The organism is Desulfovibrio sp., from assembly GCF_019424165.1.
In the GTDB taxonomy this organism is placed as follows: domain Bacteria; phylum Desulfobacterota; class Desulfovibrionia; order Desulfovibrionales; family Desulfovibrionaceae; genus Desulfovibrio.
Genome location: NZ_JAHZAA010000007.1, coordinates 17,884 through 34,135 on the forward strand (window position 1 = coordinate 17,884; position 16,252 = coordinate 34,135).

The 16,252-nt window shown below is 58.2% G+C and carries 13 protein-coding genes and 1 tRNA gene; 6 read left to right on the forward strand and 8 right to left on the reverse strand.

Features of this window, described 5'->3' with window-relative positions; genetic code table 11:
* Window positions 1–337: 337 nt before the first annotated feature.
* From galU to ftsH, 6 genes are all read right to left on the reverse strand, one after another.
* Complete coding sequence (galU, locus tag QZ377_RS04430) at window positions 338–1,210, reverse strand: UTP--glucose-1-phosphate uridylyltransferase GalU (RefSeq protein WP_291439882.1); 873 nt, start codon at window positions 1,208–1,210, stop codon at window positions 338–340.
* Between the two features lie 65 nt (window positions 1,211–1,275).
* Window positions 1,276–2,628 (reverse strand): phosphoglucosamine mutase, encoded by a 1,353-nt coding sequence (gene glmM, locus QZ377_RS04435; protein WP_291439884.1) that lies wholly within the window; start codon window positions 2,626–2,628, stop codon window positions 1,276–1,278.
* A 59-nt stretch (window positions 2,629–2,687) separates the two neighbouring features.
* Complete coding sequence (locus QZ377_RS04440) at window positions 2,688–3,620, reverse strand: CdaR family protein (protein ID WP_291439886.1); 933 nt, start codon at window positions 3,618–3,620, stop codon at window positions 2,688–2,690.
* Window positions 3,607–4,341: a diadenylate cyclase CdaA gene (gene cdaA / locus QZ377_RS04445; RefSeq protein WP_291439888.1), complete on the reverse strand. Its 735-nt coding sequence runs from the start codon at window positions 4,339–4,341 to the stop codon at window positions 3,607–3,609. The genes QZ377_RS04440 and cdaA overlap by 14 nt, the downstream gene beginning before the upstream one ends.
* Window positions 4,342–4,877: 536 nt before the next feature.
* A complete protein-coding gene (folP, locus tag QZ377_RS04450) occupies window positions 4,878–5,780 on the reverse strand; it encodes a dihydropteroate synthase (RefSeq protein ID WP_291439890.1) in 903 nt (300 codons plus the stop codon).
* Window positions 5,780–7,813: an ATP-dependent zinc metalloprotease FtsH gene (ftsH, locus tag QZ377_RS04455; RefSeq protein WP_291439892.1), complete on the reverse strand. Its 2,034-nt coding sequence runs from the start codon at window positions 7,811–7,813 to the stop codon at window positions 5,780–5,782. Before ftsH ends, folP begins: the two co-directional genes overlap by 1 nt.
* A gap of 255 nt (window positions 7,814–8,068) precedes the next feature.
* On the opposite strand from ftsH, the gene QZ377_RS04460 reads away from it, so the two are divergent.
* Window positions 8,069–8,162: transfer RNA gene (locus tag QZ377_RS04460), tRNA-Sec, on the forward strand.
* A 158-nt stretch (window positions 8,163–8,320) separates the two neighbouring features.
* Here QZ377_RS04460 and QZ377_RS04465 read toward each other — a convergent pair.
* Window positions 8,321–9,505, reverse strand: coding sequence for a hypothetical protein (locus tag QZ377_RS04465; protein WP_291439894.1), 1,185 nt, complete (start codon window positions 9,503–9,505; stop codon window positions 8,321–8,323).
* Window positions 9,506–9,837: 332 nt separating this feature from the next.
* On the opposite strand from QZ377_RS04465, the gene QZ377_RS04470 reads away from it, so the two are divergent.
* From QZ377_RS04470 to QZ377_RS04490, 5 genes are all read left to right on the forward strand, one after another.
* Window positions 9,838–10,482 carry a GntR family transcriptional regulator gene (locus tag QZ377_RS04470; protein ID WP_291439896.1) on the forward strand — a complete coding sequence of 215 codons (645 nt, stop codon included), beginning with the start codon at window positions 9,838–9,840 and terminating at the stop codon, window positions 10,480–10,482.
* A complete protein-coding gene (locus tag QZ377_RS04475; RefSeq protein WP_291439898.1) occupies window positions 10,479–10,790 on the forward strand; it encodes an apoptosis regulator Bcl-2 in 312 nt (103 codons plus the stop codon). The genes QZ377_RS04470 and QZ377_RS04475 overlap by 4 nt, the downstream gene beginning before the upstream one ends.
* 33 nt (window positions 10,791–10,823) lie before the next feature.
* Complete coding sequence (locus QZ377_RS04480; protein WP_291439900.1) at window positions 10,824–12,227, forward strand: hypothetical protein; 1,404 nt, start codon at window positions 10,824–10,826, stop codon at window positions 12,225–12,227.
* Between the two features lie 19 nt (window positions 12,228–12,246).
* The gene (locus tag QZ377_RS04485) at window positions 12,247–13,395 is read left to right on the forward strand and encodes a twin-arginine translocation signal domain-containing protein (RefSeq protein ID WP_291439902.1); all 1,149 of its coding nucleotides are present in this window, start codon (window positions 12,247–12,249) and stop codon (window positions 13,393–13,395) included.
* An 89-nt stretch (window positions 13,396–13,484) separates the two neighbouring features.
* The gene (locus QZ377_RS04490; protein ID WP_291439904.1) at window positions 13,485–15,332 is read left to right on the forward strand and encodes a GTP-binding protein; all 1,848 of its coding nucleotides are present in this window, start codon (window positions 13,485–13,487) and stop codon (window positions 15,330–15,332) included.
* Between the two features lie 693 nt (window positions 15,333–16,025).
* Here the strand turns inward: QZ377_RS04490 and QZ377_RS04495 are convergent.
* Entirely contained in the window at window positions 16,026–16,220 is a 195-nt protein-coding gene (locus tag QZ377_RS04495) for a twin-arginine translocase TatA/TatE family subunit (RefSeq protein WP_291439906.1), read from the reverse strand.
* Window positions 16,221–16,252 lie beyond the last annotated feature (32 nt).

The window sequence follows — 16,252 nt, forward strand, 5'->3', positions numbered from 1 at the left end:
GTTAACCAATACGGCGGGGAAAGCAAGTCTCTACGGCGAGCGCCTGCTCACGTAGCCGCCGGAGCAGGTTGCCACTGAAGCAGTTGACGGCTTGCAACAAGAATAAAGGCCTCGGGGCGTGAGAGCGTGTGGGCGGAAGCCTTTTGCAAAAGGTTTCCGCCCACACAAAACATTTCAGAGTAAAAAGTTCTAGAGCATTTTACCTTTGCAAAAAGGTAAAATCTCTAACGCTGCACGCGAGTGCCGCGCGCCGCAACGCGGCGTGGATTCTGCCGAAAATCGCATTTTTCGGCAGGATGACAACTTTGAAAATATATATTTTCAAAGTTGATCTGCTCTAGTGGAACTGCACAAAGTTTTTGAGCAAATTCAGCAGGTCGTAGCGCAGTTCTTCATCCTGCAGGGCAAAATAGATATTGGCCGTCAAAAATTCCGCCCAGTCTCCGGCGTCAAACCGCATGCCAGACATGCGCACCGCCATCATGCCCCTGTCCTGCGCCATGGCCTGAAGAGCGTCAGTCAGTTGAATTTCGCCGCCGTGGCCCGGGGTAACCTTTTCAAGATAGTCAAAAATATCGGGTGTAAGCACATAACGGCCCACAATAGCCATGCGCGAGGGCGCTTTGTCGCGAGCGGGTTTTTCCACCATGCTCTTGACCCTGAACACGCCGGGGGCAACTTCGTCCCCTTCAATGATGCCGTAACGGTCTACCTTTTCCCACGGTACTTCCATAACACCGATGACGGGCATCTTTTCCGCCATGGCCACGTCAATAAGCTGGCCAATGCCGGGAACACCGCCAAACATCAGGTCATCACCCACCATAACGGCAAAAGGATCGTCCCGCACCAGTTCGCGCGCGCATAGTACGGCATGCCCGAGGCCGAGCTGCTTTTTCTGGCGCACGGACATGATGTTGACCATTTCCGCAACCCTGCGCACTTCTTCCAGCTTGTCGAGCTTTCCGGCGCGTTCAAGCACAGCTTCCAGTTGCAGGTTATAGTCAAAATGGTCTTCAATGACGCTTTTGTCACGGTTGGTTACGAAAATAACATCCTGGATATTGGCCTTCTGAGCCTCTTCCACCACATACTGGATGACCGGCTTGTTGTAGATGGGCAGCATTTCCTTGGGAATATTCTTGGTCGCGGGTAATGAACGCGTACCCCATCCGGCCACGGGAATAATAACCTTGCGAATATCCTTCATGCTCGCCTCCGCTGTTGCTTTGCTTGTCTGTAGTCTCGTTCAAAAACCGGATGTCCGCAAGGACCTTAACGCAGCTCGCGCTCCACCACCTGGGCCAGGTCTTCGGCGTATGTCCGAACCCTGTCTTCATGCTCGCCTTCCACCATGACGCGGCACAGCGCCTCGGTGCCGGAATAGCGCAAAAGCACCCGCCCACGGCCACCCAGTTCTTTTTCCACCTGGGCCACGGCTTCACCGATAGCGGGGCGCTCTTCAAAGGGCAGGCGTTTTTCCACCCGCACGTTGATGAGCTTTTGCGGAAAAGGCGTCAGCAGCCCGGCCAGATCAGAAAGCGGCCGCTCTTTCTCCCGCATGATGCGCAATATCTGCAGCGCAGCCAGCAGGCCGTCGCCCGTGGTGCTGTAACGGTGAAAAATGAGATGACCCGACTGTTCGCCGCCGAGCATGGCTCCTTCACGGCGCATGGCCTCCATGACGTAACGGTCGCCCACCTTGGTGCGCAAAAGCTGCCCGCCATGGTCGCACATAAAAAGCTCCAGGGCCATATTGCTCATGGCCGTGGCGACCAGCAGGTTGCCGGGCAGTTCGCCCCTGGCCATCATGGCCTGGGCGCACAGCGCCATGATCTGGTCGCCGTCCAGAATCACCCCGCGCTCGTCCACCACAATAAGGCGGTCGGCATCACCGTCCAGGGCCAGGCCGATGTCGGCCCGCACCTCGCGCACCTTGGCCGCAACCACGTCGGGATGCAGCGAGCCGCAGTGCTCGTTGATATTGGTTCCGTCCGGGCTGGTTCCGATGCGGAACACTTCAGCCCCAAGCTCTTCCAGGGCAAGGGGAGCCACCTTGTAGCTCGCCCCGTTGGCGCAGTCTACCACAATGCGCAGGCCAGAAAGGGTCAGATGGGCAGGAAAACAGCTTTTTGTGTACACAATGTAGCGCCCGCCCGCGTCTTCAATCTTTGTGGCACGGCCCACACCGCGCGAATCGGGATACGGCCAGGAAAACCCGGAATCCAGCACCATGGCCGCGATCTCGTCTTCGGCCATGTCGGGCAGCTTGTACCCGTCGGCATCAAAAAACTTTATGCCGTTATCCTGAAAGGGGTTGTGCGAGGCCGAAATAACCACGCCCAGATCCGCGCGCATGCTGCGTGTCAGAAAGGATATGGCCGGAGTGGGCAACGGGCCAGTCATGATGACGTGCATGCCCGCAGCGCACAGCCCCGCCGTGAGGGCGGACTCAAACATATATCCCGACAGGCGCGTGTCCTTGCCGATAACCACTTTGTGCTGATGCTGGCCCCGCCGGAAACGAACCCCGGCGGCCAGCCCCAGACGCAGGGCAACATCCACCGTCATCGGGTATGTATTTACCGTACCACGCAAACCATCCGTGCCGAAAAGACGATCGGCCATGCCATCTCCTTCAAGGGCAAAAGCGCCCTCCGTTTCCCGCAACTTGCCGGGAGTACGGTCTATTTTTTCTTGCGGCTTACCGTAACTTCTTCTGTGCCGGGGTTCAAGAGCGTCATGCCCTCGGGCAGGCGAAAGCGCACCTCTACCTGACGGCTTTCGCCTTCATCAAGGTCGGGCGGGCTGACGGTAGCCTCCAGCTGTCCGAGATAGCGGGCATTTTTTGCCAGCGCATCGGGTACTTCCACAAGCACGGTCAGTTCGTCCGGCTCCACTTTATAGAGGCGGCGGTTTTCGGCCGAAATTTCCACCTTGCAACGCTGGCTCACCGTAATGCGCCCGCTGGTGATGCTGTACTGCACCTTGACTGTAGGAGGAACCGCGGTCACAAGGCTCGGCGTATCCAGGGTTATGACCTGATGCACAGTGCTTCCCGCCGCGGTGGGGTCGGCCATGATGGTCACCGGCACATGGGAAATGCCTTCAACCACACTTTCCGGCCCGCGCAGGGTTACCGTGGCAGGGTCCACCCTGGCATTTTCCACAGTCAGCGCCCCGTTGCGCAAGGGTGAATCCACAGTGAGCTTTACGGGAACCGCCCGTTCCACCAGGGTGTCAGCCGTAATGGCGATGCGCGGCGGCTGCACGTCGATAAGCTCAAAGGCGCGAAACCCCGGCCCGAGATGCTCGGCCGTAAGGGGCACGATGGTAACGCCTTTTTTGATATGGGAAAGATTGACCGCCTGAATAAGCTTGCTCTGGGTAACCGAGCGCAAAAGAGTTTCCGGCCCGCGCAGGCGCACCACGGCCTTGTTGATCAGACCATCGGTGATCACAAGGTTTGCGGGTATGCCGTAGTAGTCAAGGGTTACTTCCAACTGGGCTTCAAGGCGTTCGCGCACGCTGACCACATACCACATGCTCACGGCCGCAAGCACGGCCACCAGCAAAGACATCAGATGCGGCGCACGCCGGGGAATATCAGAGGACTTCATTAAGCACCTCCCGCAGGCGGCCGGCATCCAGGGCGCGCATAAGCTCGCCCTTTATGGCTACTGAAATTTCGCCCCGTTCTTCAGACACGACAATAACCACAGCATCGCTTTCCATAGTTACCCCAAGGGCCGCGCGGTGGCGGGTGCCGAAACTCTGCCCCTTGGCCACAGCCAGCGGCAGAATACAGGCCGCAGCCATAAGCCGCCCCCGGCTGATAACCACCGCCCCGTCGTGCAGGGGCGCTTTGGGGTAAAAAATATTCATGAGCAGTTGACGCGAAAGCTGCGCGTCAACCCGCACACCCTCGCGCTTGATCATGTCGCCGAGCCGGATGCTGCGCTCCACCACAATAAGCGCTCCCACGCGCAGGCGGGCCATCTCCACACAGGCCATCACCACTTCCTCAACGCCGTCCTGCATAAGCTGTTTTTTGCGAAACAGCCGGTGCGTACCCATTTCACCAAGGGCCTGCCGGATATCGGACTGAAAGATGACCACTATGAGTATGAATATGGAGCTGAAGATATGCTGTAAAAGCCAGCTCAACGTATACAGGCCCACGGCTCTGGAAAAAAAATACAGCAGCGTCAGCAGGCCGAGGCCGGTCAGTACGGCCAGAGCACGCGAGCCGCGCACCATCTGGATAAGCTGGTACAGAAGCACGCTGACCACGCCGATATCCAGAAGATCGCGCCATTCGATGGGTATATTGTCAAACACCGTAGTATCCTTGGACGAAGATATAAAAACCGCCGTTACGCGTCGCTCCGGACAGGCGCAGCCCGCCCGCGGTCTTGCTGTGCGCCGGGCATTGAACAACGTTTCTGCCGGCCCCGCTGACTGCGGTCAGCCACAGGCTGCATGGCATTTTCCGGCGAACCCTTGCCCGCTACATGGCCTTATCCGCCTGCCCGGCGGATTCGTCAAGAGCTTGGCAGTGTGAATTTCAAGTCGGCTCTTATGGCTTTTGGGCGCGGCAAAAAACCGATGCCAATGCGCTGCAAACAGCGTTCCGGCAGTTGCCGTTCAAAATGAAGCCGCGCCCAATACGACTGGCGTTTTCCGGCGCACTGGCACGGCAGCCCTTATTACCGGGATTTTCCTTAACTCTCTGTAAATGTACAGAATTGAATTACCCGCACACGGCCGGAAAATAGCGCATGCCGCCGTTGCCGGCCAGAACCGCTGACAGCCTGGGCGGCCTGCCGCAGCCGCATGAAAAAAAAGGACACGCACCAGCGTGCCCTTTTTGTATTTTACGCTACAGATGGGCCACCCGGCAAGGGGCCGGGATTGAAAGCCGCGGCAACCGCCAGCCCCTGTCGGGCAGCGGCCACCTGATGCACCCTGTGCCAGAAAACGCCCCGCGCACGCAGCAGCGCCGTTGCCGCCACGGTAGCCGTGCCGCGCTGATCCGGCGGCAGTGAAAGCAGGCCGCCAAAAACGGATTTCATTGAAAGGGCCATGAGCACAGGCCGCCCCAGATCCAGCCAGTCTTCAGGGTGCGCCAGCAATTCCAGATTATGGGCCAGCGTTTTGCCGAAACCTATGCCAGGGTCAAGAATGATACGGTCTTCGGGTACACCAGCCCGCACCAGCCGCGCGAGATTGCGTTCAAAAAACTCCCGCACTTCACGCCGCACATCCCCATACTGCGGATTGTGCTGCATGGTCTCGGGCCGCCCCTGACTATGCATGAGCACATAGCCCGGCTTGTATTGCACAAGCACGTCCAGCAGGGCCGGATCAAACGCGCACGCCGAAATGTCATTGATAATGGTCGCTCCCTGCTCCAGCACAGCGGCGGCAGTGGCGGCATGATATGTATCAACAGAAACCGCCGCCCAGGGAGCCTTGCGGCGCAGCCCCATAAGCACGGGCGTGAGGCGGCGGATCTCTTCGTCCGGCGAAAGCTCGGCCGCTCCCGGCCGGGACGATTCGGCCCCCAGATCAAGAATATCAGCGCCTTCTTCAAGCAGGGCCAGGGCATGCCGCAGGCCGGCCGGAGGAAGATGATGCGTGCCGCCGTCATAAAAGGAATCAGGAGTAAGATTGACAATGCCCATAACGCCAAAGGGGGAGGGCGTCTTCAACGCCCGCCCCCCCATGACATGCCAGGCTGCGCCCGTTACGGGCGCCACCGGGAATGAGTTTTTCATTACTGATTTCGCTTGTTGTCGTCTTCACCATTATTGGCGGCCATTTCGCCGCTTTCAGCACTTTCCGCTTCCGCCGGGGCCTGCGCTGCCGGGGCATCTTCATTGCCTGTATCCGGCTCAAGGGTGAACTCGGCAGGTTCGGCGGCAACGGCTGCCTCGCCCTTGGGGCTTCCGCCGCTCTTGCCGGGACGGCTGGGAGCTTCGGAATACTTGACGGGCTTGCCGTTGTTGTCCAGCGGGGGCAGCTCCTTGTCTTCCATCAGGAGTTCAAGCTCTTCGCCGGTAATGGTTTCACGATCCAGCAAGGCGCGGGCAATGCGGTGCAGCGTTTCTTCATTTTCCTTCAGCAGCACGCGGCAGCGCTCATGCGCTTCGTCCACAATACGCTTGACTTCCGAGTCCACCAGGCGAGCGGTGTCTTCGCTGAAGTTTTTGTTCTGCACCCATTCCCGGCCGATAAAGACTTCTTCGCCGGTTTCGCCGATAGCCAGCGTACCCACAGCCTCGCTCATACCCCACTCACATACCATTTTACGGGCCATGCGGGTGACGCGCTCAATGTCGTTGGAGGCTCCGGTGGTGATGTCGTCAAAAATAAGCTCTTCAGCCACGCGGCCGCCAAGCAGCACTACCAGGGTATTACGCAGGTAGGAGCGCGAGTAGCCGTGACGGTCTTCTTCAGGCAGTTGCATGGTCACGCCAAGAGCGCGCCCGCGCGGAATAATGGTGACCTTGTGCACCGGGTCCGAGCCGGGCAGAAGGCGTGCCGCCAGGGCATGGCCGCCTTCGTGATAGGCGGTGATGCGTCTTTCCTCATCAGAAAGGATAAGGCTGCGGCGCTCACGGCCCATAAGAACCTTGTCCTTGGCATATTCAAAATCGTGCATGTCCAGCCTGTCCTGATTCAGTTTGGCAGCCTGAAGGGCAGCCTCGTTGACCAGGTTTTCCAGGTCTGCACCGGAGAAGCCGGGCGTACCGCGGGCCAGAACTTCCAGATCCACATCGCCGGAAAGCGGGGTGCGCTTGGTGTGTACCTCAAGAATACGGCGGCGACCACGAAGGTCGGGAGTGGGAACCACCACCTGACGGTCAAAACGGCCGGGACGCAGCAGGGCCGGGTCCAGCACGTCGGGACGGTTGGTGGCGGCAATGAGGATAACGCCCTCATTGCTTTCAAAACCGTCCATCTCTACCAGCATCTGGTTCAGCGTCTGTTCGCGCTCGTCATGCCCGCCACCGAGTCCGGCGCCGCGCTGACGGCCAACAGCGTCAATTTCGTCAATAAAAATAAGGCAAGGCGCATTTTTCTTGCCCTGCACAAAAAGGTCGCGCACACGCGAAGCGCCCACGCCCACAAACATTTCCACAAAGTCCGAGCCGGAAATGGAAAAGAAAGGCACTCCGGCTTCGCCCGCCACGGCGCGCGCCAGAAGCGTCTTGCCCGTGCCGGGAGGCCCCACGAGCAGCACGCCCTTGGGGATGCGCCCGCCAAGGCGGGTAAATTTTTTGGGATTGGACAAAAACTCCACCACTTCGGCGAGTTCATCCTTGGCTTCGTCCACCCCGGCCACGTCGGCAAAGGTGACGCGGGCGCTGTCCTGATTGAGCATGCGCGCGCGCGAACGGCCAAAATTCATGGCCTTTCCACCGCCGCCCTGCATCTGCCGCATGAAAAAGATCCATACGCCCACAAGCAGGAGCATGGGAAACCACGAAACCAGCAGCGTCATGTACCAGGGCTGCTCTTCAGGCGGCTCTGCCTTGACCTCCACCTTTTTTTCAATAAGGCGGTTGACCAGACCCAGGTCCTGTGGAGCGTAGGTCTGCACGGTTTTGCCGTCTGATGTTCTACCTGTAAGCGTGTGCCCCTGCATGGTTACAGACAGTATCTGGCCGCCATCCACCTGACTCAGAAAGTCAGAATAGGGCACTCTTTGCATTACGCCCTGTGGCTGCTGGAACATATTAAAAAGCATAACCATCGCCAGGACGATAATGGCCCATAGCATCAGGTTGCGACTCATCTGGTTCAACATTGCCTCCGTTACGTTTTCCGTGCGCTCCGGCACACGGCCAGGACCTGAACATAGGCCCACGCAAGCAGAGAAATACTACCTGTGCACGCCCAATGTCAAATGGCCAAGGCCCACGGGGGCCTGCCGCTTAAACCGTTTTTTCACATATAATGCCTGACACCTGATTGGCAATGGGCAAAACGGTATTTTGCCGCTGACAAACCAGACTCTTGCAGCAATCGTTTTTTTCACATAGCATACGAACGCTTGCGCGGAGACGTTTCGTCACCGGTGTGGCGCCCGGTCTTCAAAACCGGTGGCAGGCTTTACCGTCTGCGGTAGGTTCGACCCCTATACGTCTCCGCCAAATAGCATCTTCAGCGCTCTGATATGGTTCACCAAGATAGCCCCTTTGAAGCTGTGCTTCAAAGGGGCTTTTTACATGCATTTTTACCTGCCGCCGCCAAAGGGCATTGCCCGCCCGCAAGGCAGCGCCGCCGTGCCGCCGCCCCTCCTGCAAGGCCGTCACCCCCGCTGCCTCCAGCGTTGCATCAACCTGCCGAAAGCCTCTGCCACATCGGCGTAGCGCGCATCCGCATCAGTGCCGAATGTTTTTGCCTTGCGGCTGGCCAGAATGAACACGGCATGCAAACCGTGCTCCGCATAGAAGGGGCGTGCGTAATACGAACGTACGCCCAGGGGTGTAAATAATGCCCAGTCTACAGATTTTACGCTGTTCAGCGTGTCTTCGACCAGCAGCGAGTTCAAATCAAAGCGTTCTATATCTTGGGCGATGGTTCCCTCATAGGCATGAACGGCCCCCCATTCCAGATTGTCAAACGCGCGCCCTACTCCGTAGACGGTTACTTTGCCGCTGCCGGACTGGATGTGCGACAGCATAAGCCCGTCCACCTCCGGGTCGCATGTGTTCCAAAGCTCTTCCAGGGCCGGGCGCAGATCACCGGGGCGCAATGCCTCATCGCTGCTGGTATCAAAGGGGCGCATCGTGGTTTTGGCGTCCACGCGCACCAGAGCGGCCCGCACGACCCGGCCTTGCGGCCCGCCCCAGGGCGTCAGCCGCACAGAGGTTGAAAAAAGCCCGCGCTCCGCATTGCCCAGCATGAGCTTTCCCGACCATGCATCTTCCCGCACAGCCTGGCGCGCGGCATTGAGAAGCTGCTCACCCAGGCTCTGCGGCGCGATATCCTCCAGCGATAAAAGACTGCTGCCCTGCCCCTGGCGCATGAACAGTCTGCCGGCGGCCTCATTCGCCTCCTTGAGGCAGCAGTCCTCCAGATCAATGGTAAACACCGGGTAATCCACATCGCCCACGCACATGCCGAGCTGCGCGTTATAGCATGCCGATCCGTAGCCGCCAGGCAAAAACGCGCTTTTAAGCAAGCCGCTGTAGACGTCCAGTCCCGGCTCGGGCCAGCCCTGCAGAATGAGCGGCTTGCGGCCTCCATCCGACCGCAGACGAAAAATGGCCGCAGCAGGCCGCGCGGCATGAATCATATCCCAGAATTCCACCAGAAGGGGATAGTCTTCCGGCATGACGACCTGCTTGCGATATCTGGCATTCTTCAGCAATTGGGGAGCATCCAGCCCCTCCACCTGCCAGCGCGTAAAAAGCTTGAGCCGAGACTCACGCTGCCGAATGCTCCACAACAATCCGGGAAATCCGCTCCGCCACTGCGAAAAACGCGGCATATAAACTCCTTCAGCCTTTTGGGCACAACCGGTTGCTGCCGGTCTGCTTGCCAGTAAAATAGATACATTTACAGGGCAAGCCCTTTTTCACAGCATAATTGGTCATACCAATCTGTATATTTTACCCAAAAATACCGTTAGAACCTGTCTAATATCCGATTAATTGTATACTTTAAAGTAGAAACATACTATTTGGTATGACCAGAAATCATAAAAAAAGCATATAAATACAGTGCAATAAAATAAATACATACAATACAGACCTGAATATTGTCATAAAAAGCCCCAAGAGACAGAATCAACACAACAAGACAAACCTGCAGGGGAAGGCCATGACTACACCTGCCACTACGGAACGACGCCTGGAACAGGCACTGCTGAAAGGCCGCTGGAACCTTTTTGAACGGTTGCCCGCAGAACGCCTGCTGGCGGAAAAACTCGGCGTGAGCCGCGCCACCCTGCGCACGGCGCTGCGCACCCTTGTGGGCCGTGGCATTCTGGAAACCAGACGCGGCAGCGGAACATTTGTAAAGGCCCTGCCCTGCCGCTCCGACAATGCCAGCCTGGCGGACAGCCTGCGAGCCTTCCGCATTGTGATGCCACACCTGCTTATGGTGGCACAGCCATCTTTTGCCCCTTCGGCCATACTCACGCTGGAACGCCAGCTGTCTGCAACCGGCATGGCGCTGCATGCGTCCGACATGCGGCTTTTCGCGCAATATCACCTTCAGTTCTTCTCTACCTTGTTACAGGGACTTTCCAATACCCGTCTGGCCCAGGCCGGAGCGGCAACCCTGCCGGACGCCCACGCCCTCGCGCGGCTTTTGCAGGACTGCCCGCCCATACGCCTTGAGGAAATATTCAAGCATCTTGCCCGCACCCTGCATGGCCTGCGCCACGCAGATCCGCAGGCATCATCTGCCGCCTTGTCGGCTTACGCTGCCTGCCTTTTACAGGGCATGGGAGAAGAAGCATGACCAGAACAAGCAGAAGAAATTTCTTGCGGGGGGTGTGGCGCGCGCACCCTCTGCCTGTGACGGATGAAGACTCTTTTTCGGCGGCCGCTGCTGATGGGCCGCGTGCCCTCCAGGCACTGCCGCCGGAATTTTCGTCCGCCATGCTGCGTATGGAAGGGCAGCGCCTGGGACTGCCTGCAGAGGCAATGGAAGAGGAAGAATTGGCCCGGGCCGTTTTACGGGCCATGCACGCCGGAGCACCCCTGCCCCACGCGCCCTGCCCTGACGCACCGCCCCAAGGCGACGCCAGCAGGCACGGACGCCCCTGATCCGGCAACGGCCATAACCCTGTGGAGGAAGAGATGGCTGATCACGACATCCCCTATCTTGAGGAACGCAAACTCCTCAAACGCTGGCGCGGTCCCCTGCCCATGCTGGCAAACCTGGCCCTTACTCTGGTCATTTTTGCTGTGACCTGGTGGGTGTTTCAGGACCCGCGCGGCATCATGCGCCTCTATACACCCTATGTGGGTTACAATTACTGCCGGTGGTGGCTGGTTATCCTGATCTGGATGGCCTACATTTTCGATTTCTGGCCCTTTAAAAAGAACTGGATACGCAACGCCCACCCGCTGCAGAAAGGCATCGTGCTTTCTCTGGTCTCGGTGGGACTGATGATTGTGCTGATTCACGGCTTCTTTGAAGGCGTACTGGGCAATCTGGCTTTTGCCTACTTCAGCCCTGCCCAGTTGCAAAAGCTGCCCGGACTCACGGAATTTTATGCTGTGGAGTACGCGGCCCAGGCCTGCATGATGTTTGCGGTCATCGCTTCGTGGATCAGCCCGGCCTGGCTGGTGGCCCTTGAAGGCCGCCCCTGGGAAAACCAGAAGCAGCCCGTCAGGGGGTTCAGCATCTGGCTCGGCACGTTCTGTCTGAGCCTCATCATCTACTTCATGACCATGCACAACCACATGGGCATCCTGTACTACCCCTGGCAATACTTCACCGCCATTACGCCGCCCTATTGGGAAAACTTCGCCCAGACTGTTTCCGCCAACTTTCATGTAGCATGGATCATGTGCTGCACGGTGGTGGTCTGGTTTATGGAAGGCATATGGGAACGCTACCCCTTCTGCCTGATAAAAACACCGTGGCTGCGGCGTTTCACCACATTTTTCGGCATTATTGCCATTTCCCTCGCCCTGTGTTTCTTCTTCTGGTTCATGCAGGAACTGGTGTGGGGCGATGCCATCCGCGGACACAAGCGTGATGCCGCTCCCGACTGGCGCTGGCTGCATGTGGGTGAAACCGCCATATTCTTCCTGGTTCCGGCCCTGTTCCTTCAGTTTTATGGCGGCAACTGCCCCAACAAATTCAGCACTCCGGTGAATGTGCTGCTTCGCACGCTCATCGTCATCGTTGGCGGCATCGCCATTTACTGCCTGTATTATCAGTACGCCCATCTGGTTCTGGGTACGCAGAAAGGTTTTTCCCATCCGCAGCAGTTCCCGATGATCCCCATGATCTGGCTCATCAATATCTGGCTTATCAACTGGTGGTTCATGGATGGCTGGCCCGGCTGGCGGCGCGAGCTCCGCCGCGTGGAAGAGATCAAGGCCGACGAGCACGCCTTTGAAGCGAGCAGCGCGTGGGGCCCCGCAATGGTTCCGGGCCTTGTTGTGGGTATCGTGGCCGGCGTGGCTATATACTTTGCCATCGTGGCGGCGCTGCCCTGGTTCAGCGCGCACTTCACCCTGGTCCAGTAGGGGCCAGCAGGGAGCTGATATGAACAGACGTGAATTCATCAAAGGAGCCGCCCTGGGTGTAGGCGCAGGAACACTGGGCGCTATGGGCATATATTCCTACTCGCCCATGCGCCGCGCCTTTCTCAAAGATGCGCAGCGCGGTTCGACGGATATCGGCATGTGCAAGGCCATACGCATTACCAACATTTCAGAAACAAGCTGGTTCGACAACGGCGTGCTTATGCAGGACGTAACCAGCGCCGGCGGCCTGCTGGTTGACCAGTATACCTTCAACTGGCCGCCCTTCGGCAACGGCAAGGGGGTCGGCAAGGGCAGCTATGCGGAAGGCATCAAGCATATCAAGCATCTTTTACCCAAAAAGCTGGACGAAGCCTGGGAAATCACCCGTGAAAAAAGCGTGCATGCCGATAACGCAGGGGGCTTTTCCTGCCTGATCGAAGTGGAAGCCCTGGACGGCTCCGTAACCAAATACCTGTTTGATACCGGCTGGAACTATGTCTGGATGGACGCCTGCTACAAGCGCGAAGGCATAGATCTCATGCTTGCCAATAACGAGATCAAGGCATTCATCCAGACGCACGAGCATATGGACCATTACTGGGGCCTGCCGGCTGTCACCAAATACAATCCCGACATCCCGGTATACATACCCAACACTTTCTACCCCGAAGGCAAGCAGTACCTCAAAGACTGCGGGCATGTCGGAAAACTTACAGAAGTTTCCAAGGGGCTGCACAAGCTGGAAAACGGCGTGGCGCTGTATACGTTTGACTGCCCCATCATCTTCCGCGTTTTCGGCGAGCTTTCCATGTACTGCAACGTAAAGGACGTGGGTCTTGTAAGCATTACCGGCTGCTGCCACCAGGGCATCATCCTTTTTGCCGACACCGCCTACAAGGAACTGGCCTATGAAAACGACCAGTTCTACGGCCTCTACGGCGGGCTGCACATATCGCCCTTTGACGATTGGGACCCCAAGTATGACGACCTCGTCATCGGACTGAAAAAGTGGGATCTGCAACGGGTCGGATGCAACCACTGCACAGGGCTTATCACTGCGCAAAAATTCGTGGACGCGGGCTACCCCGTGGTCAAGGGGACGGCGCGCTTCCGCTCCAAGACCACCAACTATCTCGGTAACGGCGACGTTATCACCTTCCCCTCCTGATTCTGAATCCCTCTGCGGGACCGGGCATGCCGTCCCGGTCCCGCAGAGACATCCGGCGCGGCATGCCGCGCCACAGCCAGGGAGCCGCCATGCATCTGCACAGCCTGCTGCCGCGTCCATTGAACCCCCACGCCGGACCAGAAAGCCCTTCCATACTGACGGCCCTGCTGTCGGGCATTCACCTGAACCGCAGACAGGCCCGCGCCCTTGGTTGGCGTGGTGTGCGCCCCTCGGCCCTGAAAGGACCGGCATGGACATGCAGGGTGGCTCCGCTGCCGCATGTTTTCGGCCTGGTTTTTCTTGATGAATATGTGGAAAAAGACGCCCTGCACGGCACTTTTGCCGCCTGCGTCTTTCCGGATGCGCAGGACGCACTGCTGGACAGTTTTCCGCTACAGGCCCTGGCAATCGCTCTGGGGCCGGACTACGCACATGCCGTGCGCGAACTTTCAGCCCATGCCGAAGCCCTGTCCCCGTTCTGCCTGGGGCACGTCAACATTGCAGCAGCCCTGGACGGATCGTGGCTTTCCCTCAGCCTGTCGGCTCCGGCACGGCAACGCATTGTATCACTGGAAGGCATTGCCGTTCCCGACGGGACCGGCAAAACAGATGCTGCCCATACCGCGCATGAACAGCAATGGATTGTCCCGCCCGGCGGCCTTGAGTGTGATATACCCGCCTTTCGCCTGCTGCTGCGTTTTTTTGCCGCTCTGGCCGGTACGGCGTGCAGCCTGCTGGATGAAACACCCACCGTACACCTGCGCAAGATGCCACTGGCGCTTCAGGGTTGGCCCCAATCCTCCAAAGCCTGCCCCACGGCCAGACCATGCTGGCAGATGCGCCTGACCGTCGGCCTTGGCGGCGCGCCGTACTGTGCTTCAAAGGAGGACAAGCAACTTTCCCGGCTGCCGGGTCGCTACTCTCCCCGGCCGGATGAGCTTTCGTCCTTGCCTGTCATGCACATTCTTACCGGCTTTCTCGGCTCCGGCAAAACCACTTTTCTGCGCCGCTGGCTGGACTTCCTTAACGGGCGGGAGCAATACGCGGCGGTCATCCAGAACGAATTCGGCAAAATAGGCCTGGATGCCGCCCTGACCCGAAGTGAAACACATGTGGAGGCGCTGGACGAAGGCTGTGTATGCTGCTCGCTGGCGGACACCCTGCGCCCCGGGTTGCAACGCCTGCTGGACACGGCTCCGGCGGAGCAGGTCATTCTGGAAACCACCGGCCTGGCCAACCCTGCCAACGTATTGCGAACCCTGACAGAATTGACAGACCTTGTGCAGCCGGGACTGATTATTACCGTGGCGGATGCTCTGGAATGGAGCGGCGGCATTGCCCCTGCCCAAAATTTCGACGGGGTGCGGCTGGCGCAGATCGAACAGGCCGACGTCATCATCGCAAACAAGGCTGATGCCGTGACGGAAAAACGCTTTCAGGAATTTCTGCACGCCCTGCGTGCCGTCAACGGCAAGGCATGCATTTTACCGGCCGTACAGGGCAATATTGCCTTTGCGCGGCTGGATGCCTTTTTGACCGGCTGGCAAGACAAGCGTAATCCCGCGCCGTCACGCCAGCCCCGTCTTTATGACATGGCGCGGGTGCGGGAATGTTCCGGCACACACGCTGATGAAGGCTTTTCCTCACGTACCGTTCCCATGCCCGCACCGGTGGATGAGCACAGTCTGAGGCAAATGCTGCAAGCCGCCGGAACAGGTCTGTGCCGGGCCAAAGGCATCGTCAACCTGCGGCACGAAGGGAGCATTCTTCCCGTGGTGGTGCAATACGCGGCAGGCCGTCTGGAATTTGAACAGGCTCCTGATGATGAGGCCGGAAGATATATGGTTTTTATAGGCATTGACTTGCCTGACGGAATAAAAAACGTCCCCCCTGGCTCCCTGGCCGATTCAGGGACCTGCCCCGCACACCCGGCCTGACCGTAAAAACGAACAATTCACCGCAGTTTAATATTCCTGCGCACAAATATACCCGGTCCGGCGCAACAGCAATCGCGCCGCATGCGGCAGACACAGCGGGGTACAGGCGTGGTGTATTCCATAATAAGCTGATTTACCGGCAGAAACACCTGAGCAACAGATCAATGTAGCGCTTTTGACGGCAGCATGGCAGTGCACACGCCACCTTTTCGCATGTCTCTTGTGATTGACGCCGGATATTTCTCGTGCCAATATACACCGAATAAACGATACACCGTCAGTACACGCCGGAAAGCCCGCGCCTGACGCATCGCAAAAGATGAACCATTGCGGTGCGGCCCAAGGTGGCGCTTGCTTTGCTGCAATGTGCTCCGGCCTGCCGGATACAGGATATACGGCATGAGATATGTGCCGTTTTTTCGGGGCGCAGCGTGTTTTTTGCCTCACACGGCAAACAGACGTCCGTCCCGACTGCCACTCCATCCAGGCTCAACCCGCCGTACCTGTCAAGGCCAGAGGGCTGCACCTGAAAGCGGTGGCGCGGGCCGTAGGGCAATAGCGCACTTCAGCCGGGGCGGCCCGATGCTGACATTTCCCGCACAGACCGCACTGAAAATTCCCGGAAAATAAAAGCCCCGGACGTCACGCCCGGGGCATACAAGCAGCCAGAATTTTCAGAAGCCGATGTTTCGGCTACATGGGCTTGCCGTTGTCATTCCCGTTATTTCGGGAGGTTATGTCAATTTCATCAGGTTCGGTGGTGGCTTTCTTAAAGTTTCTGATAGCCCTGCCGAGCCCGCCGCCGATTTCAGGCAGTTTTTTTGCGCCAAACAGCACCATGACCACAACCAACACAACCAGCAAATGCTGAATACTTAACGCTCCCATAGCAAAAACCATCCTTCCTGTTAAGGGCCCAA